At 73.2% G+C, this 23,736-nt stretch carries 22 protein-coding genes; 1 reads left to right on the top strand and 21 read right to left on the bottom strand.

Translation table 11 applies throughout. From position 1 onward, the window contains the following. Positions 1-19: 19 nt before the first annotated feature. The 14 genes from pabB to ACFWJW_RS02185 form a co-directional block, all read right to left on the bottom strand. A complete protein-coding gene (gene pabB / locus ACFWJW_RS02250; RefSeq protein ID WP_387233638.1) occupies positions 20-2,368 on the bottom strand; it encodes an aminodeoxychorismate synthase component I in 2,349 nt (782 codons plus the stop codon). An 83-nt stretch (positions 2,369-2,451) separates the two neighbouring features. Beyond that, complete coding sequence (locus tag ACFWJW_RS02245) at positions 2,452-3,141, bottom strand: SDR family oxidoreductase (RefSeq protein WP_387234350.1); 690 nt, start codon at positions 3,139-3,141, stop codon at positions 2,452-2,454. 70 nt (positions 3,142-3,211) lie between these two features. Further along, positions 3,212-4,174, bottom strand: coding sequence for an ACP S-malonyltransferase (locus ACFWJW_RS02240; RefSeq protein ID WP_387233635.1), 963 nt, complete (start codon positions 4,172-4,174; stop codon positions 3,212-3,214). Beyond that, positions 4,171-5,583 (bottom strand): class I adenylate-forming enzyme family protein, encoded by a 1,413-nt coding sequence (locus tag ACFWJW_RS02235; protein WP_387233633.1) that lies wholly within the window; start codon positions 5,581-5,583, stop codon positions 4,171-4,173. Before ACFWJW_RS02235 ends, ACFWJW_RS02240 begins: the two co-directional genes overlap by 4 nt. Further along, positions 5,580-6,347 carry a hypothetical protein gene (locus ACFWJW_RS02230; RefSeq protein WP_387233630.1) on the bottom strand — a complete coding sequence of 256 codons (768 nt, stop codon included), beginning with the start codon at positions 6,345-6,347 and terminating at the stop codon, positions 5,580-5,582. Before ACFWJW_RS02230 ends, ACFWJW_RS02235 begins: the two co-directional genes overlap by 4 nt. Further along, positions 6,334-7,515 carry a beta-ketoacyl synthase N-terminal-like domain-containing protein gene (locus ACFWJW_RS02225; protein WP_387233627.1) on the bottom strand — a complete coding sequence of 394 codons (1,182 nt, stop codon included), beginning with the start codon at positions 7,513-7,515 and terminating at the stop codon, positions 6,334-6,336. The genes ACFWJW_RS02230 and ACFWJW_RS02225 overlap by 14 nt, the downstream gene beginning before the upstream one ends. Further along, positions 7,512-7,811 (bottom strand): acyl carrier protein, encoded by a 300-nt coding sequence (locus ACFWJW_RS02220; protein ID WP_387233624.1) that lies wholly within the window; start codon positions 7,809-7,811, stop codon positions 7,512-7,514. Before ACFWJW_RS02220 ends, ACFWJW_RS02225 begins: the two co-directional genes overlap by 4 nt. A gap of 136 nt (positions 7,812-7,947) precedes the next feature. Continuing rightward, on the bottom strand, positions 7,948-8,511 hold the full coding sequence (locus ACFWJW_RS02215) for an AAA family ATPase (protein ID WP_387233621.1): 564 nt from the start codon (positions 8,509-8,511) through the stop codon (positions 7,948-7,950). After that, the gene (locus ACFWJW_RS02210; protein WP_387233619.1) at positions 8,508-9,554 is read right to left on the bottom strand and encodes a glycosyltransferase family 2 protein; all 1,047 of its coding nucleotides are present in this window, start codon (positions 9,552-9,554) and stop codon (positions 8,508-8,510) included. Before ACFWJW_RS02210 ends, ACFWJW_RS02215 begins: the two co-directional genes overlap by 4 nt. Before the next feature lie 45 nt (positions 9,555-9,599). Further along, positions 9,600-10,640: a methyltransferase gene (locus ACFWJW_RS02205; protein ID WP_387233616.1), complete on the bottom strand. Its 1,041-nt coding sequence runs from the start codon at positions 10,638-10,640 to the stop codon at positions 9,600-9,602. After that, entirely contained in the window at positions 10,640-10,942 is a 303-nt protein-coding gene (locus ACFWJW_RS02200) for an acyl carrier protein (RefSeq protein ID WP_387233613.1), read from the bottom strand. The genes ACFWJW_RS02205 and ACFWJW_RS02200 overlap by 1 nt, the downstream gene beginning before the upstream one ends. A gap of 182 nt (positions 10,943-11,124) precedes the next feature. Continuing rightward, positions 11,125-12,195, bottom strand: coding sequence for a hypothetical protein (locus tag ACFWJW_RS02195; RefSeq protein WP_387233610.1), 1,071 nt, complete (start codon positions 12,193-12,195; stop codon positions 11,125-11,127). Continuing rightward, positions 12,195-13,895 carry a GMC oxidoreductase gene (locus tag ACFWJW_RS02190; RefSeq protein ID WP_387233608.1) on the bottom strand — a complete coding sequence of 567 codons (1,701 nt, stop codon included), beginning with the start codon at positions 13,893-13,895 and terminating at the stop codon, positions 12,195-12,197. Before ACFWJW_RS02190 ends, ACFWJW_RS02195 begins: the two co-directional genes overlap by 1 nt. Next, positions 13,888-14,529, bottom strand: coding sequence for a gluconate 2-dehydrogenase subunit 3 family protein (locus tag ACFWJW_RS02185; protein ID WP_387233605.1), 642 nt, complete (start codon positions 14,527-14,529; stop codon positions 13,888-13,890). The genes ACFWJW_RS02190 and ACFWJW_RS02185 overlap by 8 nt, the downstream gene beginning before the upstream one ends. Positions 14,530-14,559: 30 nt before the next feature. On the opposite strand from ACFWJW_RS02185, the gene ACFWJW_RS02180 reads away from it, so the two are divergent. Next, complete coding sequence (locus ACFWJW_RS02180; RefSeq protein ID WP_387233602.1) at positions 14,560-15,498, top strand: hypothetical protein; 939 nt, start codon at positions 14,560-14,562, stop codon at positions 15,496-15,498. Between the two features lie 71 nt (positions 15,499-15,569). Here ACFWJW_RS02180 and ACFWJW_RS02175 read toward each other — a convergent pair whose 3' ends face one another. From ACFWJW_RS02175 to ACFWJW_RS02145, 7 genes are all read right to left on the bottom strand, one after another. After that, complete coding sequence (locus ACFWJW_RS02175) at positions 15,570-16,613, bottom strand: Gfo/Idh/MocA family protein (RefSeq protein ID WP_387233600.1); 1,044 nt, start codon at positions 16,611-16,613, stop codon at positions 15,570-15,572. Next, positions 16,610-17,431: an inositol monophosphatase family protein gene (locus ACFWJW_RS02170; protein ID WP_387233597.1), complete on the bottom strand. Its 822-nt coding sequence runs from the start codon at positions 17,429-17,431 to the stop codon at positions 16,610-16,612. The genes ACFWJW_RS02175 and ACFWJW_RS02170 overlap by 4 nt, the downstream gene beginning before the upstream one ends. Then, entirely contained in the window at positions 17,428-18,759 is a 1,332-nt protein-coding gene (locus ACFWJW_RS02165) for an aspartate aminotransferase family protein (protein WP_387233594.1), read from the bottom strand. The genes ACFWJW_RS02170 and ACFWJW_RS02165 overlap by 4 nt, the downstream gene beginning before the upstream one ends. Beyond that, on the bottom strand, positions 18,756-20,006 hold the full coding sequence (locus ACFWJW_RS02160; RefSeq protein ID WP_387233592.1) for an aspartate aminotransferase family protein: 1,251 nt from the start codon (positions 20,004-20,006) through the stop codon (positions 18,756-18,758). The genes ACFWJW_RS02165 and ACFWJW_RS02160 overlap by 4 nt, the downstream gene beginning before the upstream one ends. A 97-nt stretch (positions 20,007-20,103) precedes the next feature. Further along, entirely contained in the window at positions 20,104-20,751 is a 648-nt protein-coding gene (locus tag ACFWJW_RS02155; RefSeq protein WP_387233589.1) for a bifunctional 4-hydroxy-2-oxoglutarate aldolase/2-dehydro-3-deoxy-phosphogluconate aldolase, read from the bottom strand. Positions 20,752-20,753: 2 nt separating this feature from the next. Further along, complete coding sequence (locus ACFWJW_RS02150; protein ID WP_387233586.1) at positions 20,754-21,506, bottom strand: class I SAM-dependent methyltransferase; 753 nt, start codon at positions 21,504-21,506, stop codon at positions 20,754-20,756. A 153-nt stretch (positions 21,507-21,659) separates the two neighbouring features. Next, positions 21,660-23,711, bottom strand: coding sequence for a PhoX family protein (locus ACFWJW_RS02145; protein ID WP_387233584.1), 2,052 nt, complete (start codon positions 23,709-23,711; stop codon positions 21,660-21,662). Positions 23,712-23,736: the final 25 nt, after the last annotated feature.

Below are 23,736 nucleotides of genomic sequence, written 5' to 3'. Positions count from 1 at the left end.
CCTCCCCCGTGCCGCGGTCTCAGGCCGTCGTGGCGTCCGCCGGCGGCACCGTCAGCACCGGGATGTCGTCCACCACCGGGTAGCTGCGGGCGCAGGCGGTGGCGGTGCACACCAGGGAGTCCCCCGAAGCGGCGGGGGCGAGCGCGGCCTTGCACAGGGGGCAGGCCAGCAGGTCGAGCAGTCGCGCGTCGAGCATGGTGGAGCTCCATTCCGGATCGGGTGTGGACGGGTCGTTCGTGGTCGGTGTGCCGGCCGCGGCGGGGCGGCGCAGCGCCCGGAGCGGGGCGGCGGCCTTGAGGAGCATCTCCGCGTACTCCTCCTGCGGGTCGGAGCCGAGCACGATCGCTCCGCCGGCTCCCACCCGCCAGCGTCCGCCGGTGCGGATCGCGGTGCGGATGACGATGTTGAGGTCGGCACCGCCACCCAGACCGAAGTAGCCGAGCGACCCCGAATAGACGCCGCGGGCCTCGGTCTCCAGCTCGTCGAGGATCTCCATCGTGCGCAGCTTGGGGGCACCGGTCATCGAGCCGCCCGGGAAGCAGGCCGCCAGCGCGCCCACCGCGGTCGTGTCCGGGGTGAGCGTGCCGCGGACGGTGGAGACCAGCTGATGGACGGTGGCATAGGTCTCGACGTGCATCAGGCGCGGCACCCCGACGCTCCCGACCCGGCAGACCCGCCCGAGGTCGTTGCGGAGCAGATCGACGATCATGAGGTTCTCGGCCCGGGTCTTGGGGTCCGCGGCGAGGTCGCGGCGCAGGCGGGCGTCCTCGTCGGCGGTGCGGCCCCGCGGTGCGGTGCCCTTGACCGGTTTGGTCTCCACGGTGCCGTCGGGCCGGATGCGCAGGAAGCGTTCCGGTGACGAGCAGACCACTTCGGTGCCGCCCAGCCGCAGAAACGCCGCGTAAGGGGCGGGGTTGGCGCGGCGCAGCGCCAGGTGGGCGGCCAACGCGTCCGCCGTGGACGCGACATGCAGGGAGTCGGTGAGACAGATCTCGTAGCTCTCGCCCTCGTGGAGTTTGTCCCGGCAGACGGCGATGTCCTTGGTGTACTGCTCCTCGCCGCGTGCGGAGACGTCCTCGGTGCGGTGGCCGGGGGCCGGGGCGTCGGACGCGGGCCACTCCAGCAGCCGCGCGGGGCCGGGCAGGGCGCGCAGGGTGGCTTCCGTACGGTCCAGCCATCGGTCGGCACCGGCCGCGCCTTCGGGGTCCTCCGGGCGGTACAGGCACAGCAGGTGTGTCTCGTCCGCGGTGTGGTCGACGGCGAGCAGACGGTCGGCGAAGATCCAGACGGCGTCGTCCTCGGCGGCGGTGTGCCGGGTCGGTGAGCCGAGATCCGCGCGGAGTTCGTAGCCGAAGTAGCCGACGTAGCCGCAGGTGAAGTCGAACGGCGTCCCCGGGTCGGGCAGGTGGCGCCGGGCCAGTTCGGTGTCCAGGTAGCGGAAGATGTCGCCGTCGGTGCGGGTGACGGTGCCGTCGGATGCGGTCACCTCGACGGTGCCGGTGCCGGCGCGGTAGCGGACCACCTCGGCCAGTGGGCCGTGGGCGTCGCCGAGGAAGGAGTACTGGGACAGACCCGGTGCGGTGCGGGAGCTGTCGAGCCAGAACGCGTGCTTCCGGTCGGCGTACAGGGTGGTGAACGCCGCCTCGGTGTCGACGGCGGTGCCCAGCCGCCGGGTGCGCAGCCGGTACGGGCCCGGTGTCCGGCCGGCGCGGGCCGCGGGAGCGGCGGGGGCGCGGAGCCTGGCGGGCGACGGCGCCGGGCGGCGTATGGGCCGGGTGGCGTGGTGTTCCGCGGTGAGCCGGGCGAAGTTGGCCAGCAGTTCCGGGCCGTATTCGGTGCAGATGGATTCGGGGTGGAACTGCACGCCCCACAAAGGGAGTTCGCGATGGCGCAGCCCCATGATGACGCCGTCCTCGGCCCAGGCGGTGGCCGCCAGTTGCGGAGGCAGGGGGTCCGCGACGCACAGTGAGTGGTAGCGGACGCCGGTGAAGTGCTGGGGCAGACCGTGGAACAGGTCCTTGCCGGTGTGCTCGATCCGGGTCAGATGCCCGTGACGCGGCCGCGGTGCGGCGGACACCGACGCGCCCGCGGTCAGCGCGATGCCCTGGTGCCCGAGGCACACGCCGAGGGTGGGCAGCCGGGGCGCGGCGAGCAGCCCGGCGGCGTGGGCCAGGTCCCCGGGGTTGTCCGGCCGGCCCGGTCCGGGCGAGACGACGACATTGTCGAAGCCGGCGAGGTCCGGGTCCGGGCCGCGCAGCGCCGGGTCGTCGTGGCGCAGCACCGTCGGCTCGGTGCCGGTCACTTGGGCGATCAGCTGGTGGAGGTTGTAGGTGTAGGAGTCGTAGTTGTCGACGAGGAGTGTGTGCATGGGTGCTCCCTGCTGCGGCGGCCGCCCGCCGCCGGACCATCGGAATCTCCGGTGCCGTGGACGCATCGGCGCGCCCGGCTGCGTCAGTGCCCCATCGCCAGCCCCCCGTCGACGGGAACGACGGCGCCGGTGACATAGCCGGCGTGCTCGTCCGTGAGGAAAGCGACGGTCTCCGCGATTTCCCGGGCCGTGCCCGGCCGTCCCAGCGGGACGCCGGAGAGGATCGACTGCCGTCGGCGGGCCGGCAGATCGCGGGTGAGGTCGGTGTCGACGAAGCCGGGCAGCACGACATTGACCGTGATGCCGGACGGGCCCAGTTCGCGGGCCGCCGAGCGCGCCAGCCCGGCCAGACCGGCTTTGGCGGCCGCGTAGTTGGCCTGTCCGGGCGTGCCCAGCACCGCTGCGACGGAGGAGACCAGCACCACCCGCCCCCAGCCGGTGTCCGCCATGCCCGCGGCGGCGCGGCGCAGCAGCCGCCAGGCGCCGGTGAGATTGGTGTCGAGGGTCCGGCGGAAGGCGCGCTCCTCCATCCGCATCAGCAGTCCGTCGTCGCGGGCCCCGACGTTGGACACCACGATCTGCACCGGGCCGTGGTCCCGCTCGGCCCGGGCGAAGGCCGCCTCGACCTGCTGGGCGTCGGTCACATCGCAGACCAGGCCGGTGAGTCCGGCGCCGGCCCGCCCGGAGCGGGAGCCGACCAGGACGCGATGGCCGCGGCGGGCCAGGGCCGTGGCCGTGGCCCGTCCGATGCCGCGGCTGCCACCGCTGACCAGCGCGACACGGGCCGTCGCGGCCGGGGGCGGGGCGGGCCGATGGGGGGCGGCGGCAGGGCCGGGGTGCGGCTCAGCCAAGGGGAAGCACCGCCTTCAGGGGCTCCATGGCGTTCAGTGCCAACGGCGTCAGCTCCGGATGCCGGTGGGCAGTCTTGGCCATGACCTGGCCCGGTCCGGTGTCGAGCAGCAGCCGGGTGCCGGACCGCACCACCGCGCGCAGCGCCGTGTGCCACCGCACCGGGACCTCCAGTTGGCACAGCAGGTCCGCGCGGAGGGCACCGACGTCGTCGGCCGGCCGGCCGTCGCTGTTGAGCAGCACGGGCACGGTGGGCGGGGCGAGTCGCACGGTGGTCAGCGCCGGGCGCAGCTGTTTCTGCACGGGCGCCATCAGCGGGGAGTGGGACGCCACTCCGGTGGCGACATCGCTGACGCGGACGTCCGGGCTCTCGGCGGCCCGGCCGGCGACCCAGCGCACGGCGTCCGCGTCGCCGGAGACGACGAGGTGGCGCGGGCCGTTATAGCAGGCGATCACCGCCTGTCCCAGGTCCGGCGGGCAGTCGGCGCACCAGCCGGTGACGAGGTCGGGCGCCAGTCCGGTGACCGAGGTCATCAGGGCCGGGCGTACCCGGGCCTGTTCCCCCATCAGCCGGGCCCGTTCGGCGACGATGCGCAGGGCGTCGGCGAAGCCGAGGGCGCCCGCCTCCACCAGCGCGGCGAAGTGTCCGAGGCTGTGTCCGCCCAGCAGCGCGGGCGGGGCCCAGCGCGTGCCCAGGTGCGTGCGCAGCGCCGCCGCGCAGGCGAGGCCGGTGGCGACGATGGCGGGGTGGGACAGTTCGGGCGGCCGGAGTTCGGCGGGTGTGCCGTCGGTGCACAGCCGCGCCAGCGGCAGTCCGGTGGCCTCGTCGGCGCGGGCCAGCACCTCCCGGGCGGCCGGGTGGTCGCGGACCAGCCGGTATGCCATGCCGGGGAGTTGGGAGCCGGCGCCGGGGAACGCCAGGGCGTACCGGCCCTCGCCGATGGTCTGTACGGTCACCGCTCTTCCGCCTCCTGCCACAGCCGGGCCGCGTGCACCTTGCCCGATCCGGTGCGGGGCAGCCGGCCGGTCAGATGGATACGGGTGGGGATCTTGTAAGGGGAGAGCAGCCCGGCCAGATGGCGGCGCACCGCCAGTTCGGTGACCTCCGGGCCGGCCGCGATGAAGGCCACGAACCGGTCGGGCGGGCCGGGGGCACCGGCCGGCGGCGCGCTCACCAGGCACTCGCGCACGCCCGGTACGCAGCTGAGGGCGAGTTCCACCTCGGCCGGGTCGACCTTCCGCCCGGCCACGGTGATACGGCGGCCGGCCCGGCCCCGTATCTGCACGGTGCCGCCGCCGGGCAGGACGCCGATGTCGCCGGTGCGGAACCAGCCGTCGGTGGTGGCCTGGGCGGTCAGCTCCGGGAGGCCGCGGTAGACGACGGGCGGTCCCTCGTGCCGGAAGCAGAGTTCGCCCTCGGCGTCGGTGCCCTCCCGGAGCACGCCGTGGTCGTCGCGGACCGCCGCCCGTATGCCCGGCACGAGCCGGAGGGGCCCTTCGGGGCGGTCGTCGGCGAAGGCGAGCTGGCCGAGTTCGGTGGCGCCGTACTGGTCGCGCAGGTTGCGGCCGGTGGCGCACCGCCAGGCGCGCGCCGTCTCCCGGTCCAGCGGTTCGCCGGCCGACACACATAACCGGAGCGCGGGCGCGGACAGCGCTTCCTTACGGGAGAGCAGAGATCTGTACAGGAAGGGCACCGACTGCACGACGGTGGCGCCGGTCGTGCGCAGGGCATCCGCCAGTGCCGAGGGGGCCGGCGGGTGGGGGGCGAGGACGAGGGCGGCGCCGGTGTGCAGGGCGGGCAGCAGCGCCGCACCGAAGGCGAAGGCGTGGTGGAGCGGGGTCGTGCAGAGGATGCGGTCGCTGCCCGTGATGCCCGCGGAGTGCGCGAAGGCCGCCGAGTTGGCGCAGGTCGCGGCCCACTCCTTGCGTACCACCTTGGGCAGCCCGCCGGTGCCGGAGGTGACCAGGCTCAGCGCGGTGGCGTGCGCGGCGCCGGGCGGCTCGGCCCCGGCCCCGGCCTCCCGCGCCGCGTCGAGGGCGGGCGGGTCGATCCGGTGCCGGCTGCCGGCCAGCTGGTCGGCGCGGTCGCGTTCGTACCGGGTGCTGCGCGCATCGTGCAGCACCACCTCGGCTCCGGTGGCGGCGAGGCCGAGCAGCGCGACGATGCTCTCCGGATCGTTGCGCACGACCAGGCCCACCCGCTGTCCCGCGGCGTGGCCCCGGCCGAGGTGGTGCCGCCGTGCGCCGGCCACCAGGCGGGCCAGCGCGCCGTAGCCGAGGCTGCCGTGCTCGTGGACGAGGGCGGGCCGGTCAGGGGCTTCGGCGGCCCACCGGGCGAGGGCCTGGTACGGCGTGGACGTGGTCATCGGCCGCTCCCGGGAAGCACCGTCAGGCGCGAACCGGCCGCCGTGAGCTGCGTGCCGGCACCGTCGTCCCCATCACGCCAGGACGCCAGGGCACGCAACGCTGCGGTGACATCGGTCAGTTCGGCGGACGGCGGGGCAGCGGCCTCCGGACCGGTGTCCGGCCGTACGGCGGGGTGGCCGCCGCCGGGCTGCCAGCCGGTCAGCCGGGCCCGGCCGCCGTCCGGGGTGACGACGGCGGCGGCCACGGTCAGCCGGGTGGTCCGGTCGGGCGCGGCGGGCGACGGTGTGGGCCAGTGCGCGGCGGCGACCAGAACCTTGGAGCACCGGCCCGACTCCACCATCATCGCCGCGTATCCGAGGGCGTCGACGCCGGCGGCGGGGCCGGTGAGGGTCAGGGCCGTACCGTCCAGGCCGAGGTCGATGCAGAGCCGGCCGGTCAGGGCGTGCGGTGAGTAGTGCAGAAAGCACTGCGGGGCGAGCCACCGGGGCCCGGCGCCGTCCAGGACCGCCGCGATGTACTGGGCGGTCGCGGCGGTGGCGTGGTGCGAGGCGGTGACACAGCCCATCGGCGCGGCCTCGGCCCTGGTCAGGCCGGCGTCGGCGAGGGCCGCTTCGGCCGCCCGGGTGAGCTCCGGGCCGAGGGTGTCCTGTACGGCCAGTGGCATCCGGGGGAAGCCGGCCGGGTCGTCGGGTATGCGGGGGACGTCGTGCGGGGCGCTGCGCACGGCGAGGCCGGCCACACCCGCCCCGTTACGCGGCGGCACGGCCGAACACCACCGCGACGTTGGAGCCGCCCAGCCCGCAGGAGACGGAGAGGCCCGCGCTCGGTGGGGCGCTGTTGCGCGGCCCGAGCGCGAAGTCGAGGTGTGACCACTGCTCGGGGACGTCTTCCAGGCCGAGGGTGGGCAGCACCTCGCCCCGGGCGAGGGTCAGAACGGTCACGATCGCCTCCACGGTTCCCGCCGCGCCCTGGCAGTGGCCGAGCGCGGCCTTCGATCCGGACACCGGTATCTCGGCGAGCCGGTCGCCGAAGACGCTTTCCAGCGCGTCGAGTTCGGCGACATCGCCGTGGCGGGTACCGGCCGCGTGCGCGTTGACGTAGCCGATGTCGCCGGGGGTCACCGCGGCATCCGCCAGCGCCCGGGACACGGCCTTGGCGACGCCTTCCGACGCCGGGCGGGCCGCCTGGTCGGCCTCGTTGCTGCTCCCCCAGCCGCGCAGATACGCGTGCGGCGGAGCGGAGCCGTCGCCGGGGTCGCCGTCCAGTACGAGGGCCGCCGCGCATTCGGAGATCCGGATGCCGGACCGGCGCCGGCTGAACGGGCGGCAGCCACCGGGACTGAGGGTGCGCAGCGATGCCAGGCCCTGGAAGGCGGTCTCGGTGACGGTGTCCACCCCACAGACCACGGCCCGTTCGGTGACGCCGCTGCGGATCAGATCGGCGCCGACGCCGAGAGCGGCGGCCCCGGCGGCGCTGGCGTTGCCCACCGGGAGCACGGGGCCGTCGAAGCGGACGGCCTCGGCGGGCGGGGCCCAGGCGGTACGGCAGCTCTCCCGGCCGCCGTCCGCCCAGGCCCGCCAAGCCTCGGCGGTGGCGCAGCCCGCGCTGTCGGTGGTGGCGAGCACGAGTGCGGTGCGGGCCCGGTCACGGGCGCCGCGCCGGGCGGCGTCGGCGAGGGCCTGGGCCAGCGCGCGGTGCAGCAGGTACGGGAGCCGTCCGTCGGTGCCCGGCGCGGGCGCGCCGGGCATGTCGGGGACGAATCCGGCGGTGCGGGCACCGGTGCCGGAGACGTCGAAGTGCTCGACCGGGCGGAAGGTGCCGCCGCCGTTGGCGCACAGCCGCCACAGGGCGTCGGTCCCGGTGCCGCCGACGCTGAGAACGCCGAGCCCGGTGACGGCCACGGCCTGCGGGGTGGTGGTCCGGGCCGTCACCGGGTCTCCCCCGGGAGAACGGTGGCGTGCTCGGCCAGATACGCGGTGAGGGAGCCGACCGAATCCGCGATGTCCCACAGTTCGCCGTCGGCGATGCGCTGCACGCCGCATTCCCGTTCCAGCGTGGCGAGCGTGACCACCAGGTCCAAGGAGTCGATGCCCAGGTCGGAGAACTTCTCCTCGGCGGATATGGCACCGGCGAGTTCCGCGCCGACGCGCTCGGCGAGCGTGCGGCGCACCAGTTCCTCGATCCCCGGGGCGGCGGTGTGAGGTCGCCCCTCGTACGCGTGGCTCACCACGTCTCCCTTCCGTTGCGTATCCCGTCGGGTGCCGGCCCGTACCGGGCCGTGCGGAGCGTGCCGCGGGGCGGGAGTACCCCGGCCGCCGCGGGGCGCGGGCAGCCGGCCGTCCGGCTCCGCGCCGCCCGGCCGGTCACCACAGCGCGCTCTCGTCCGTGCGGCGCAGGATGTCGTCCACCGTCTCGTCCGGCCGCTGCTCGGAGGTGTCGAGCCACAGGCCGATCTCGGCGGTCTCCCGGCGGAAGGCGTCGTCGAGGGACTGCGCCGTCCAGCCCTCCGCGCCGTATGCCTGCTTGTCCCGTCCGGCGTCGCGGCGGGCGGCCGCGGCCGCGCTCGGGGCGAGCACCACCACGTGGACCGGCCGGGTGCTGAGCTGGGCCACAAAGCGTTCGAGGTAGCTGCCGAGGAGGTTGTCCTCGGTGATGACCGTGAAGCCGGCGTGGAGGTAGGACTCCGCGAGGAACGCCAGGTGGCGCAGGCGGAGTTCGAACTGGGCGACGGCCTCCCAGCCCGCGTCCGGCTCCATCTCGGCCCGGCCGCCGACCACCATCCGGCGCAGCACGTCCCCCTCGATGACGACGGAGCGCGCGAAGCGCTCCCCCAGCAGGCGGGCGACGGTGGACTTCCCGCTGCCGCAGATGCCGGTGATGACGAAGAGGCGGGGCAAGGGCTCGTCGGCTGGTGGTGTGCCGTTCACGAGCCGGTGGTGGTTTTGCGGGCGGACGGTGTCGCGGGCCGGTAGGTCTCCCAGCGCAGCTCCGGTTCGCGCAGGGCGGCCAGTTCGACCAGCGCGCGGTTCCCGACGGGTTCCACGGCCTGGAACGCCTTCTTGACGACACGGGTGCCGGAGTCGCCGAGGACGCTCGTCAGGAAGGGTTTGACCTGCTCGAACAGCAGGTACTGGCGGCCCTTGCGGTTCTTGGTCACCCGCTCCACGTAGGACGGCTTGATGCCGTACTTGTTCGCGAAGTGGCGCAGGGTGTCCTTGGTCCACTCGTCGCTCCACCGCAGCATGAAGTACGGCAGGTCGGTGAGGGCGAAGGGCGGCGGCATCCGGTAGGTGATCACCGACCGGGGTTCGAACCAGACGGTGCCGCCGGCGTCCAGGACGCGCTGGCTGAAGTCGAGGTGTTCACGGGTGGTGAGCAGCCCCTCGTCCATGCCGCCGACCGCGTCGAAGATCTCCCGCCGCACCAGGGCGCAGTGGAACTCGATGATGTCGCACTTCTGCCGGTGGAGTTCCTGCTCGGGCACCTCGGCGAGGGGTTTCATGAAGTGGCGCTGTGTCTGGACGAACTCCCGCTCGCCCCAGGCCCCGGAGAATTCCATATCGCCGCCCGCCATATGCACGGTCTGCTCATGCAGCGGACCATGCAGATAGAGCGGACCGACCATGGCCGCTTTCTCCTCGTCGGCACAGGCGACCAACGGCTCCAGCCAGTTCTCGGTGTATTCCACGTCATTGTCGAGGAAGACGACGTACTCGCCTTCCGCATAGCGCAGGCCGATGTTGCGTGCGCAGTTCGGGGATACGTATTTGTTGACACGGACGGCGATGATGCCGTGTTCCTCGGCGATGCGCTTGATGCGGTTCCAGCGGCCCTGCGGAGAGTTCACATCGACGTACACCAGCTGACACGGAATGCTGGTGTACCGGAAGAAACTCGCCAGCGATTCCTCCGCGTAGGAGAACCGCTCGCGGCTGGTGATGATCGCGGTCACCCGGGGCACGGTGTCCATGTTTCGTCTGTCTCCCGTCGAGTACCTGGAGCGCGGCGGCCGGCGTCAGACACGCCGGGCGGTCATGAGTGAGTAGTGGCCGTACAGGGGGGTGAGTTGACGGCCGGTGAAACCGGCCTCGGTGAGCAGACCGGCCAGTTCGGAGGCGGTGCGCAGCCGTCCGCCGGACATCGTGGCCAGTGCGAGGGCATAGCCGGCCGCGGTGGCGGACAGCGTGCGGGAGTCGTCCAGCATCACCTGGTGCACGAGGAGCCGGCCGTCGGGGGACAGCGCCGCGCGGGCCCGTGCGAGCATCTCGCGGCAGGAGTCGTCGTCCCAGTCGCAGAGGGTGTCGGCGAACAGGACCAGGTCCTGTCCGTCGGGCCAGGGGCCGTCGAACATGTCCTGGAGACACAGCCGTACCCGGTCCGCGACCGCCGCCTCCTCGATGGTGCGGCGCGCCACGTCCGCCACCGCGGGCAGGTCCAGCACCTGCGCCGTGAGCTGCGGATACCGCCTGGCGAGGGCCACCGCGAAGGTTCCCGCGCCGCCGGCGACGTCGAGCAGGGTGCCGGCGCCCGCCAGGTCCAGCCGGGCGGCCAGCGCGGCGGCCGGCCCGGTGGAGTGGGCGTGCATGGCGGCGGTGAACAGGTCGGCCCGGCGCGGGAGTCGGCTGTGTGTCTCCCACAGGGCGTGGCCACGGTAGCCGTGGGCCTTGCCCTCCCGCACGGCGAGCTGCACGGCGGTGCACTTCTCGTCCCAGCCGAGCTGGAGCATGGGGCCCCAGTAGCGGCCGGTGCCGGGGAGCAGGAACGCGCGGGCGGCGGGGGTGAGGTGATAGGCACCCTCGTGCACCGTGAGGTAACCGAGGGCCGCGACAAGGGAGAGCAGCACCTCGGTGTTGTAGGGGTGGAGCCGGAGGCGACGGGCCGCCTCGGCGGCACCGGCCGGGCTCCGGGCCAGCAGCGGGAAGAGCCCGAGGGTGTCGGCCACGGCGACCGCCGGCAGGTCGTACTGGCCCATGAAGGTGGCCATCACCAGGCGGTCGTCCGGTGCCGGGGCGGTCTCGTCCGCGAGGCCGGCGGCGCCCGGCACGGCCGGGTTCATCAGTGGCCCGCCGGGTCGTGCACGCGCCGGGCGATGGCCTCGGCGAGTTCCCCGACGGTGGTGTAGCGCGTCGGGTCGATGTCACCGTTCTCGAATGTCAGGTCGTGCTTGCGCTCGAAATAGGTGAAGACATAAGCCAGCGTGATGGAGTCGAGTCCGAGATCGGCCATGGGAGCGGCCGCGGTCACCGCGTTCGCCTGCTCCGAGGGGATTTCACACTGCTCTTCCAGTACGTGTCGCACTTCTTCGAGAACGGCGTCCGCGTGTTCCTGCCCAACGGCCGTCCGGTCCGCGCCAGCCATGCGAATCCCTCCTTGCCCAAGCAATGGGAAAATCGATTCGAGCCGCGACGCTATAGCCGCCCGAAAGTGATGTCAACGGAGTCGTTCGGCAACTCGCATTCACCGTGACAGGTTTCCGGGAATGCCTGAACACCCTTGTGGCACACGCTCCCACAGGGTTTCTCCGCTCTTTGCCGGCCGGGTTACGCGAAGGGGGTTTCGGGCAGTGGACGCCCTTCCCCGAAACACCAGGCCGTCTCGCCGCGCAGCCGTCGCACGAGCCGGCTGCCGTCGCCCTCGGCATGCGGCACGGCGGTGTCCGCGCAGGCGCACAGGGCGGCGAGCAGCTCCTCCAGCCGGTCGGTGAGCACCCGCACCTCTTCGTGCGCCAGGCTGTAGACGCCCTCGGCCTGGTAGCGGTGCAGTCCCATCACCAGCAGTCCGAGCTTCTGGGCGCGCCGGGCGGCGGCGAGCAGGGCGTCGGCCACCGTCTGCACCCGGGTGTCCCCGGAGCCGTCCAGCGCGTGCCCGAGGAGGAACAGCTGCGGCTGGATGTCCCCGAGCACCATCACGTCCAGGCCCTTGGCCGCCAGCAGCGGCAGCCGCGCTCCGGACCACACGTCCCGGTGGAAGGCCCGGAGTTCCGCGAGGTCCTCGGCGAGGGGGCGCACGGACGCGGCGATGACGTCCTCGGCCAGCTCCAGTGCGCCGCGTCCTCGGGCGGGCGGGGCGATGTGGTCGACGAGGGCGTAGCGGCTGCATGCGGCGACGAGACCGTCGGTGACCGGCAGCCGGCGGGCGTAGCCCTCGTCGGCGGGGGCGTCGGTGTCGAGCAGATGCAGCCCGTCCGCGTCGAGGCGGTGTGCGAGGACCATGTGGTGGTGGTAGTGGTGCGCGCCCTCGTAGGGGTCGCCGGGCCAATGGAAACCGTCGTACATCAGGACCACCGGGCGGCCGTCGGCGAGCGTCCGCTCGATCACCGGCCAGGCGTCGGCGCCCTGTTCCTCGTCCACCCAGCGCAGTCGGCACGCCGGGTAGTCGCTCTCCGGTCCGTACCACTCTCCGCGGCGTACCAGGTCCAGCGGACGGGAGAGCCCCCTGGCCACCTGGCCGGCGTCGTATCCCGCGTGCAGCAGCACGGATTCGACGGAGCGCAGAAAGCAGCCCAGCCCGTCCAGTCCGATGTCCTTCCAGCCCAGCGCGGTCCGCGGGTCGAAGGCGTAGGTGCCGGCCGGCCCCGGAACTCGTAAGGCGTCCTCGGTCAGCTCGCTCATCACACGCTCCTTGTGTTGCGCAGCACGGTGGCCATGATCGTGAGGGTGGGGTTGTGGGCGCCCGCGGTGGGGAACAGGCTCCCGTCGGCGACGAGGACGTTGTCCATGCGGTGCAGCCGTCCGGTGCCGTCGGTGACGCTCGTCCGGGCATCGGCGCCCATCCGCATGCCGCCCAGGGTGTGGAAGTTGCCCGGTACGGCCCCGGGACCGTCCGGAAAGGCCAGGGAGCGTGTCTCCGGCAGGGCGGCGACCTCGTCGGCGCCGGTGGCGCGCAACAGCGCGGCCAGCCGCGGCAGATAGAAGGACTGGGCGGCCAGCTCGTGCCGGTGCGGGGCGTAGGAGATCCGTGGGACCGGCACGCCCAGCCAGTCCCGCAGCCGGGGGTCGAGGGCCACGGTGTTGGAGCGCTGCGGCAGGTCCTCGCCGTGCATCTGGACGCCCAGCAGCCGCTCGCGCAGCGGGCTCTCCCGCAGCAGGCGTTTGAAGTCGCGCCCGAATCCGGCGCCGGTGAGCCGCGGCAGCAGCCGGCGGTAGAGCATCGCCTCCTCGATGCGTCCGGGCGGTGCCGAGCCCAGTTCGACGACGCCGCCCCTCAGGTGGACCAGTCCGGCCTCCCGTGCGGCGTCCCGTGCGCCCGGGTGGCCGGGGTCGGCGAAGTCGTCGAGGGCATGGGTGATGTTGCGGTTGCGGGGGCTGTGCACCCGCTCGTGGAGAAAGAGCCCGTAGCCGACGGAGTACCAGTGGAACATCAGATGGCGGCCGATCAGACCGTGTGGATCGGGGAGTTGGGAGAGCAGCGCCAGCCGGCAGGTCTCCACGGCGGAGCCGGCGAGCACCACCAGGTCCGCGGGGGCGCTCCGGCGGGCCGGTTCCGGTCCGGTGCAGTCGAGGTATTCGACGGTGCGGGCCCGTCGGCCGCGGTGGGTCACCCGGACCGCGGTGCTCAGCGGCCGGACCTCGGCGCCGGCCCGGACCGCCCGCCGCAGCGGGGTGAGCGCGCTCCCCCGCGCGAGGGTGACGCAGCCGTATCCGCAGCAGGCGCCGCAGTCGGTGCAGGCCGGTCTGTCGTCGTAGGGGCGGGAGTTGGCGGCCATCGGCATCGGGTAGGGCCGCAGCCCGAGGCGTTTGGCGGTCTCGGCGATCCGCAGCGACGAGCTCTGCGGAGGGCCGGGCGGCATCGGGAAGGCGGTGTCGCGCGGGGCGTGCCGCAGGGTGAGGTCGGCGGGCAGTTGCGTGGCGTCGCCCTGTACGCCGAGCAGCGTCTCCACCTCGTCGTAGTACGGGGCCAGGTCCGGGTAGCCGAAGGGCCAGTCGGTGATGTCGGCGCCCTCGACGGGGCCGAGCAGCGAGCGCTTGGCGAAGTCGATGTCCCAGTAGCGGGGTGTCTTGGCGTCCCAGTGGACGGTGCCGCCGCCGACCGCCGCGGGCAGCGCATTGACGAAGCCGGTGTGCTCCGCGCCCGGAAGCGCCCGGTCGCGGTAGCTGCGGGGCTCCGCCAGGGCGTCCGGGAACTCGAAGCGGCGCAGCGGGCCCAGGATCTCGTCCGGGGAGAAGTGGTGGTCCGGGGCGGCGGCGGAGAGGTCGGCGAAGTGGTTGGGGCCGCGCTCCAGCACCAGGACGTCCCAGCCCGCCTCGGCCAGCACCATGGCCGCCACCGATCCGCCGGGCCCGCTGCCGACCACGACGGCCCGCTCACTCATCCAGCACCCCCGCCACCAGTTGCCGTACGGCCTCCTCGAACCGGCCGGCGAGCGCGGCGGTCGGTCCGTCCGCGGCGACCGACCGGCTGCCGCCGGGCATCCCGAGGGCGGTGTGCGGGGCCGTCCCGCCCGGATGCCGCGCCGTGGCGTCGCCGTAGACGGGCGCCGCGTACAAGCCCTGGATCGCGTGGTCGAAGAGCACCCCGCGGAACTCCCGCAACTGCGGGTCACCGAGCACCGTGTCGCGCTCGGTGGCCGGGACGGCGGTGAAGTCGCCGCCGGCCAGCCGGTCCAGCAGCGCGGTGCCCTCGCGGTAGACCTGCTGGAGCGCGTCGATCCGGCGCCGCCAGCCCACCCGCTGGGCCGGGGTCAGCGGCAGGAAACCGCCCTGCCCGGCCGGGGCCGGGTAGATCAGCGGCGGGTCGGCCGTGAACGCGCCGAGCAGCCGGTCGATGTACCTCACCACGTCCGCTTCGCGGGCGCCCGGGGACGCCTCGGCCGGGTCGTCACGGGGGCCGGGGATCAGCCGGGCGGTCGCCTCCCGCACCACCGCGGTTTCGTGCGAGGTGAAGAAGAGCGGCCTCAACTCCCCTTGCCGTAACGGCGATTCGTCATACTCTGTCGCGATATCCACTGCTTCCCTCCTTCTGTTAGGGAGAGCCACATGAGCCAGCACCACGCCCTCACGCCCGCCGGCGGACCGGCCGTTGACGACCGGGCCGCCGCCGCGCTCACTCGTCAGCTGCTGACCGCCCCCGCGGCCTCGTTCACCGGTGGCAGCGACACGGAGGTGCACACCCTGGTCTCCTCCGACCATGTGCCGCTCTATCTCTTCGCGGCCAAGTCCCTCGCCCTGCACTGGCCCGAGGTCAGCCCGGTGGTGCACGACGACGGCACGCTCACCGCGCGCGACCGGTCCCGGCTGCTGCGGCATGTGCCGGGGCTGCGGGTCATCGGACGCCGGGAGGCGGACGAGCGGATCGAGCCGCTGCTCGCCGGCTATCCGCAGCTCGCGGCCGTCCGCCGGGGCAATGTGCGCATCCTCCAGCTCGTCGACTACTTCCTGCTCAGCCGGAGCCGCTCGGTGGTGAGCATGGACAGCGACGTGGTGTTCCTCGCCCGTCCCGACCGGCTGGTGCACTGGGCCGGGGCGCCGTCGACGGAGCGGGCCACGTTCCTCTACTCGCCCGAGGAGGGCTGGGAGCCGCAGGGCGTGCACTGGATAGCCGACCGGCTCCCCGGGGTGCCGTACGTGCCGTACATGTGCTGCGGCTTCGCCTGCGCCGACGTGGCCGGGTTCTTCGACCCGGCCTACCTGGAGGAGATGCTCACCCGGCTGCCTCCGGAGATCCGGTTCGCCCCGCGCTATGTGACGCAGATGTCGTACTCGCTGCTCGGCGGACGGGCGGGCGAGGACCGGGTGGCGGGACTGGGCGAGCCCTACCGCTCCGGCCGGCTGGAGTGGCTGCCGCGCATCGACGACCGGGTGATCTGCCACTACTTCGCCTCCCATGAACGCGCGACGACCTACGACAACCTGGTCGAGGAACGGGATCTGCTCTCCCGGGCACTGGACGGGGGCACGAGGGCCGACGCGGGATAGCTCCCGCGGTCCGGGGCGGCCGGTGCGCCGCCCCGGACCGGGCGGGCGGTCCGGCGCCCGTCCGGCCGTCCTCACACGGGAGAAGCGGTGTGCACACCCGGCAGGTGAGCGTCGCCGACCAGCGCCAGGGGTGCGCCCCCGGCCGCGGCCGAGCGGTACGCCGTCTCGATGACCCGTGCGGTCCCGGCGATCTCGTCGGCGGGTACGTGCCAGTGCCCGGGATCCGCCAGCGTCTGCCGGAAGTCGGCGAACATCGGCGGGAACCAGTCGAGATGGGCCTGGTCACGGCTGGGTGAGGCCAGGTCCCGGGCCCGGGGCCCGTCGGGCCCGTCGGCGGTGACCCGGTCGTCGTCGATCCGCAGGAAGCCGTCCGTGCCGGTGACCGAGTAGTGGTTGGCCCGCAGCCCGGCCCGCCAGCTCAGTTCGATGTCGCACACCGCGGAGCCGAAGTCCATGCGGACGGCGGCCTCTTCGTCGACCGCGTCCGCCGCCCCCGCGGGCCGGCCCACCGTGCAGGAGATCTTGGCGGGCAGCTCGCCGAACAGGCGCAGGGCCATGTAGACGCAGTGCGTGCCGTGGTCGAGGAGGATGCCCCCACCCGCCAGTTCCCTGGAGCGCCGCCAGTCGGGCCTAAAGCCGCGCACCCCGCGCGCGTGCCGGTCGCGCAGGATCTGGAAGCGGGCCGACTCCAGGCGTCCGATGCCGCCGTCCACGGCCTGCCGCAGCAGACGCATCATGGGCGAGGTGCCGTAGTTGTGCGACGGATACAGCAGCCGCTCGTGGCTCCGCGCCGTCCCGATCAGCCCCTGTGCGTCCGCGAGGCTGACCGCGACCGGCTTTTCGCAGATCACATGACAGCCGGCCGTCAGTGCCCGGTGGGCCAGGGGCACGTGGTAGGCGGGCGGGGTGCAGACGTCCACCACGTCGACGCCACCCTCGGCGAGGAGGTCGTCCAGGGACGCCCGCACCCGCCCGTAGGGCAGCTGTTCGGCCGCCGCCTGCCGCCGCTCGGGGGCGGGCTCGACTATCGCGGCCACATCGACGCCGGGCACCGAGCGGTATCCGCTGAGCCGGGCCCCGCCCGCGGTGCCGAATCCGACGATCGCCACTTTCATGCCGTCTCCTTCTGTCGGACGGCGGGCGGGCAGGGCCCGCCGGCCGTCACCAAGCTGTCGTGGAATGCCGGTGCCGCCGCGACCAGATGCCCCTCGTCCACGGCGAACGGCCCGCCGCCCCAGCCGCTGACCGTGCCGCCGGCCTCCGTCACCAGCAGTGCGCCGGGAGCGGCGTCCCAGGGGCCGATGCCGAATTCGAGGTACCCGTCGTAGGCCCCGCAGGCGACCCGGCACAGCCCCGTGGAGGCGCTGCCGGGCTCACGGATCTCGAACCCGGCGCGCAGCAGGCGGTCGGCGACCGAGCACTGCTCCTCGCGGACCACCCCCTCGGTTCCGAAGCCGGTGCCGACCAGCGGACGGCCCGGGGGCGGCCCGGCGGGGCGCAGTCGCACCCCGTCGCGGTACGCGCCGTCCCCGGCGACGGCCGTGAAGACGGTGCCGGTCTCCGGGAAGTGGATGACGCACAGCAGCAGGCGGTCGCCCTCGGCCAGCGCGAGGGCGACGGCGTAGTCGGGCAGACCGCGCAGGTAGTTGGTGGTGCCGTCGAGCGGGTCGACGATCCACCGGGGGCCGGGTCCGGGCAGGACCCCGGCCTCCTCGGAGAGCACCCCGCACTCCGGTGTGTGCTCCCGCAGCACCTCCAGCACCGCCCGCTCGGCCGCCGTGTCGGCCTCGCTCACCAGCCCGTCCCCGGCCTTGACGCGGACGTCACCGGGAGCGGTGCGGCGGCGCAGCAGCTCCGCGGCCGCGCGGGTGGCGGCCTCCGTCGCCGCCGCGCGGTGCCGGTCCAGGCCGGTCCGGTCGAGTGCGCGGCTCATGGCACGTCCGGGAAGCGGGTGAGGGTGTCGCGGATGATCTCCACGGCCGTCATGGTCTGCTCCGGGTCGGCGTTCAGCGGCGGGTAGAGGCGCAGGCTGTTGCCGCCGAGCATCACCAGGACCCCGGCCCGCAGCAGCGCCAGATAGACATCCCGTACCAGGGATTTGGGGGCGGGCGCCTTGGTCTCCTTGTCCGTCACCAGCTCGATGCCGATGGCCAGGCCCAGGCCGCGGACGTCCCCGACGAGGGGGGCGTCGGCCACCAGGCCGCGCAGTTCGGTCAGCAGCCGTTCGCCGAGGTCGGCGGTGTGCTCGACGAGCTTGTCGGAGGTGAGGATCTCCGTGGTGGCGGCCACCGCCCGGCAGGCCATCGGGAAGGCACCGAAGCTGGAGGAACTGGCGCTGGGGTCGGAGAACGGTGCCGCCGCCATGGTCGATGCCGCGGCGATGACACCGGTGACGGGGTAGCCGCCGCCCATGCCCTTGCCGACGGTGAGCACGTCCGGGGTGACGTCCTCGTGCTGGTAGGCGAAGGCGGCGCCGGTCCGGCCGAAGCCGGTCATCATCTCGTCGGCGATCAGCAGGGCGTCGAACTCCTCGGCCACGGAGGCCAGTGCGCCGAGATAGCCCGGCGGCGGCACGACGTTCCCCGACCGGCCCTGGACGGGCTCCACGACGATGGCCGCCATCGCCCCCGTGCTGTTCTCCTTGATGACGTCCCGCGCGTGCTCGACGCAGGCGAAGCCGCACTCGGGCGCCTTCAGCTTGAACGGGCAGCGGTAGCAGTTGGCGTACGGCGCGGAGAAGTAGCCGGGCGGCAGCGGGCCCAGGCCCGTCCGGGCTCCGGCGGTCAGGGCCAGGCTGCCCATGGTCTTGCCGTGGAAGCCGCCCCAGAAGGACAGGAATTCGTGTTTGCCGGTGACGGACTTGGCGAGCCGCAGCGCCGCCTCGACGGCCTCGGTGCCACCGCTGTAGAGCTGGACGGTGTCCAGTTCGGGCGGCAGGAAGTCCTTCAGGACGCGGGTCATCTCCAGGCGGGCGGGTGAGCCGAAGGCGCCGGCCGTGGACACCGCGAGCTGGGCCCCCATCGCGGCGACGAACCGCGGCTCGGCGTGCCCGATCGAATTGACCCCGCCGGCGCCCTGGAAGTCGATGACGCGGTTGCCGTCGACATCGGTCAGCGTCGCACCGTCCGCACGCTCCACACACAGCCTGGACCAGAGCATCACGGCCTGAAGTCCGGGACCGATCACCTCCTGTTCGGCCGCCCAGTGCTCCTCGGTCACCGTCCGCGGGTGCCGCAGCCCCCACTCCCCGGTGGCGGTCATCGCGCGGCCTCCCCGGCGCGGGCAACACCCGCGTAGCCGTCCCGAACCAGCGCCTCGAACCCGCCGCGCGCCGCCTCGATCGCGGTGTCGATGTCCTCCTCGGTGGTGGCGGCGCACACGAACCAGTGGTGATTGGGGTGGAAGAACACCCCGGCCCGGATGGTCTCGGTGTAGAAGGACCGCTTGGCCGCCTGGTTCTCCTCCGCGCTGCCGAGCCGGAAGTCGAGGAAGGGCATGGGCGGATGGCCGACGACCTCGACCGGCGCGGCGTACTTCTCGGTGAGTTCGCGCAGCCCGTCCTGGAGGCGGCTGCCCAGGGTGTGGATGCGCTCCAGGTACGGCCCCGAGCGCAACTTCCGCAGGGTCGCCAGCGCGGCGGCCATGGCGTCGGAGTTGGCGTAGAAGGTCGAGGAGATGTGGACGTGGTCCAGGCGGCGCAGTACATCCGCGCGGCCGGTCAGCGCGGAGATCGCATAGCCGTTGGCGAACGCCTTGCTGAAGGTGGCCAGGTCCGCGGTGACCCCGAAGTACTCCTGGGCGCCGCCGACGGCCATCCGGAAGCCCGAACGCATCTCGTCCAGGACCAGCAGGGCGCCGTGCGCGCGCGTCAGCTCCCGTACGCCTTCGAGGAAGCCGGGGGCCGGCGGCTCCACTTCGAAGGGCATCATGACGACGCAGGCGATCTCACCCGGGTGCCGCTCGAACAGCGCGCGCAGCGAGTCGAGATCGTTGTAGGCGAAGGTGTGCACGAGGTCGCGGGTGGCACGGGGGATGCCGTGGTCCCACTGGGCGCACCAGTCGTGCCAGCCGTTGTAGCCGAAGCGGGCGACGCGGTCGCGGCCGGTGAAGGAGCGCGACAGACGCACCGCGGCGCCGGTGGCATCGGAGCCGGTCTTCATCAGCATCGCCATTTCGGCGCCCGGGATCACCTCCAGGAGTTCGCTGACGAGTTCGGTCTGCACGGGCTTGCTCAGCCCGGTGGCGAAGCCTTTCCGGATCTCGGCGATGACCTGGTCGTCGACATCGCGGTCGGCGTGGCCCAGTACGACGGTCCCGTACGACAGGAAGAAATCGAGATAGCGGTTTCCGTCGACGTCCCAGAAGTATGCGCCGCTGGTCCGGTCGACGAATATGGGGTACTCCCCCTCAATCATCTGGTCGGAGGCGATGACATTCTTTCGCTTGGCGGCCAGCGCATCGATTCTTTCGGCTTTCCGGGCAAGCTCGAACGAACGGTCCAGTAACACGGGAATTCCTCTCTCGGAGAAATTGAGAGCAGGCGGTGGCGACGGGCGGGGCGCGCTCGGCCGGCCGGTCGCGCGGCGCCGGGCGCGTACCGCGCGGTCAGCGGGCGCGTACCGCCCTGACGGCAGCCAGCAGTTCGGCGGTACGGGGCCGCACCTCGGCCAGGTCCCCGCCGTGCAGGGCGTCACCGATCAGCGGCCGGCCCAGCGCGGCCGCGTGGGCGCCCGCCCGGAAGTGGTCGGGCAGGTCGGCCGCGGTGATCCCGCCCGTGGGCACGATCGGGATGTCGGGGAAGGCCATGCACAGCGAGGCGGTGTACGCGGGTCCGCCGAGCCGGGCCGGAAAGAGCTTGACCAGCGCGGCGCCCAGTCGCCAGGCGTCCATGACCTCGGTGGTGGTGAAGGCCCCGCAGACCACGGGTACGCCCAGCCGCCCGGCCTCGTCGAGGACTTCGGGGAGGACTCCCGGGGTCAGCAGATAGTGGGCACCGGCCTCCACCGCCGCCCGGGCGGTGGCGCGGTCGCGCACGGTGCCGGCCCCCACGAGGGTGGCACCGGTGGCGACGGCGCGGGTCACGGCGTCCAGCGCCGTGGGGGTGGTGAGGGTGAGCTCCACCGCGCGCAGCCCGGCGGCGCCCAACTCCCGCACCACGTCCGGGACACCGGGCGCATCCGGTTCGGTGATCATCGCGATCAGTCCGGTGCCGGCCAGCTCGGCCGCGAGATCGAGGGGTTCGTCCGCGGCCATGGTCACCCCTGCTTCTCGAAGACGACGATCTGCCGGCGGGTGCGGCGGACGACCGGGGCATCCGGCTCGGGCAGCGCCCGCAGCTCCCGCACCAGGGGTGCCACCTTCTCGTCGAAGACCGCGTCGTCCACCGCCCAGAGGTGGAAGAGCATGCGCTGTTCGAGACCGTCGGCGATCTGGGCGGGGGTGTGCTCGTGCACCGCCGCCTCCAGCTCGCCGATCTCCACGGCCTTCAGGCCCACCTGCTCGGCGATCGGGACGATCCGCTCGGCCCGGTCGTCGGCCTCGGAGGTGCGCCGCTGGATCTCCTCCATGATGCGGCTGACCGGCTGGTCGTCGAAGAGGATCATGCCGGGGACGACGACATAGCGCCCGCCCGGCCGGAGCACCCGGGCGACCTCGGCGAGGCCCCGGCGCTGGTCCCCGACGACATGCAGCACCCAGACGCTGTACGCCTGGTCGAAGCTCACGTCGCCGAAGGGGAGTTGGGTGAGCGAGGCGTTGGCCACCGCGGGCCCGATCCGGGCGACCGCTTTGGTGAGCATCGCGTGGGAGAGATCGATCCCCACGACGGAGCGGCCACTTTCCTTCAGAGCGAGGGCCACCACACCGGTGCCCATCCCCGCGTCGAGGAGGAGCTTGCCGGGGTCCGTGCGTTCCGCAATTGCCGGAGCGATACGGCGCCCACGCTGTTCACCTCCTCGCGTCTTGTCGTAGAAATCCGCTGCCGGAGAGAAATTGACGGATTGCTGCACGCCACCTGCCTACGTCCGGGGCGAATACTCCGTACCGCCCCAAGGGGACCCGGATATTGCACGAGGGGGACTATATGCGCCGCGCTTTGCCCAGGGGAAGGAAGAAAGAATGCACCCCGAAAACCGCAGGCCAGGATTCCTGAACCGTATGTGTTACGCCCCGGAAGGCCCGGACATTCCTATGCCGCCGCCGTCCGGACGCCATACGGCCACGACCGCGGCCCGGGGCCGGCTGGTTCCGCCGTCCGGCCAGTGCGAGGCGGGGTGCTGCGCGTCGGCGCCCTCCACCTCGCCGGGGTGCTGCACGGACAGCAGCACGAAGTCGTCCTCGATCACCGGCCCGCATGCCTCGGCCCCGACGGGGATCGTCATGAAGCGCTTCACCCTGCCGCGTTCCGGCCCCTCGGTGGGCACCACGTAGAGCCCGTCGTTGCCCAGACGCCCGGAGTTGTCCGTCGTCAGCCAGAGGTTGCCGTGCCGGTCGAAGGCGATGTTGTCCGGGCAGGAGAGGGCGCTGACCCTGCTCTTGTCGTATCCGGCGTAGTACGTGCCGGGCGCGGCCGGGTCGCCGCACACCAGCATCAGCCGCCAGCGGAACCGCTCGGCGGTCGCGTCACCGCCGTGTTCCTCCAGCTCCAGGACGTGGCCGTCGCGGTTGGTGGCGCGCGGGTTGGCCTCGTCCGGGGCGGGCGCACCGGCCGCGCCCCGGTAGTCGTTGTTGGTGAGTGCGGCGTAGACCCGGCCGGTCTCCGGGTGCGGCTGGACGTCCTCCGGGCGGTCCATGGCGGTGGCACCGGCCCGGTCCGCGGCCTGCCGGGTGAAGACGTACACCTCCTCGGCGGTCATGCCGTCGACGAAGCTGCGGCTGTTGTGGGCGAGCGGCAGCCAGCGCCCCGACCCGTCGAACTCGCCGTCCGCCGGCAGCCGTCCGGAACCGTCGGTCTCTCCCGCCGGGCTGTCGCCGCTGAACCGTGCCGCGTAGAGCGTGCCGGAATCCAGCAGGGTCGTGTTGTGCTCCCGGTCCGCCGCCGAACCGCCGGTCCGCATCCGGCGGTCGGAGACGAACTTGTAGAGGTACTCGAAGCGTTCGTCGTCGCCCATGTAAGCCGTCACCCGGCCGTCGGGCGCGACGACGATATTGGCCGCCTCGTGCTTGAAACGCCCCAGCGCGGTGTGTTTGACGGGTGTCGAGTGCGGGTCGTAGGGGTCGATCTCCACGATCCAGCCGAAGCGGTTGGCCTCGTTGGGCTCCCGCCCGAGGTCGAACCGCCGGTCGTGGCGCTCCCATTTGCGCAGCGACGGTCCCGGCGCGAAGCCGTAGCGGCGCAGCGCCGCCCGCTCCTGCGCGGTGGGGGCGGCATCGGCGTGCGCGAACGGCACATGGACGTTCTCCTCCCCCGACAGCACGGTGCCCCATGGGGTCTTTCCCCCCGAGCAGTTGGCCATCGTGCCCAGGACCCGTACGCCCTCCGGATCGGCGGAGGTACGCAGATAGCGGGAGCCCGCGGCCGGACCACGCACCTCGCAGGGGGTGGTGAGGGTGATCCGGCGGTTCCAGCGCGCATCGGTCCGCACCCGCGGCACCGCCTCGCCGGGCGCCCGCTCCAGCAGGACCACCGAGAGTCCGTGGGCCTCCCAGGCCGTGCGGACCTGCTCCTCGGTGGGCCGGTCCGGGTCCCAGTGGCCGAACATCAGCGGCTCACTGGCGTACTCGTGATTGCTGACCATGAGCCACCGGTCGTGTCCGCGCAGCGGCAGCAGTGCGCAGAAGTCGTTGTTGACGCCGAACTGGCGGGCCTGGGCGGCCGCGGTCTGCCGGTCGAAGTCGAAGGGCGGGGCGTCCCGCAGGACGGGGTCGCCCCAGCGGATGAGGACCTCGTGCCGGTACCCCTCGGGGACGACCACCCGGTCCCCGGTGTCGGTCGGCACCGGGGTGAAGGCCGTGCCCTCGGCCGCCGGGCCCTCCGCCGCCGGTCCGGCGGCCTCCGGTCCGGCGGCGGCCGCACGCGGCGTCCCGGTCAGCGGGGCGGCAGCCAGCGCCCCGGCCGTCACGGTGCCCGCTTTCAGGGACCACCGGCGGGAGACCACCTGCCGCAGCACCTCCCCGAAGTAGACATTGCCCGACGTGTTGGGCGCCTGCCCCGCACACGCCTGTCCGCACTTCAAGCGGCAGGTCGCCGCCGACTTCCCCACCCTGCTGTGCACCGAAAACTCCTCCGTCTTGGTGTTT

The sequence above is a fragment of the Streptomyces sp. NPDC127097 genome, assembly GCF_042724075.1.
Taxonomy (GTDB): Bacteria; Actinomycetota; Actinomycetes; order Streptomycetales; family Streptomycetaceae; genus Streptomyces.
This window is presented reverse-complemented; position numbering and strand designations above follow the sequence as displayed.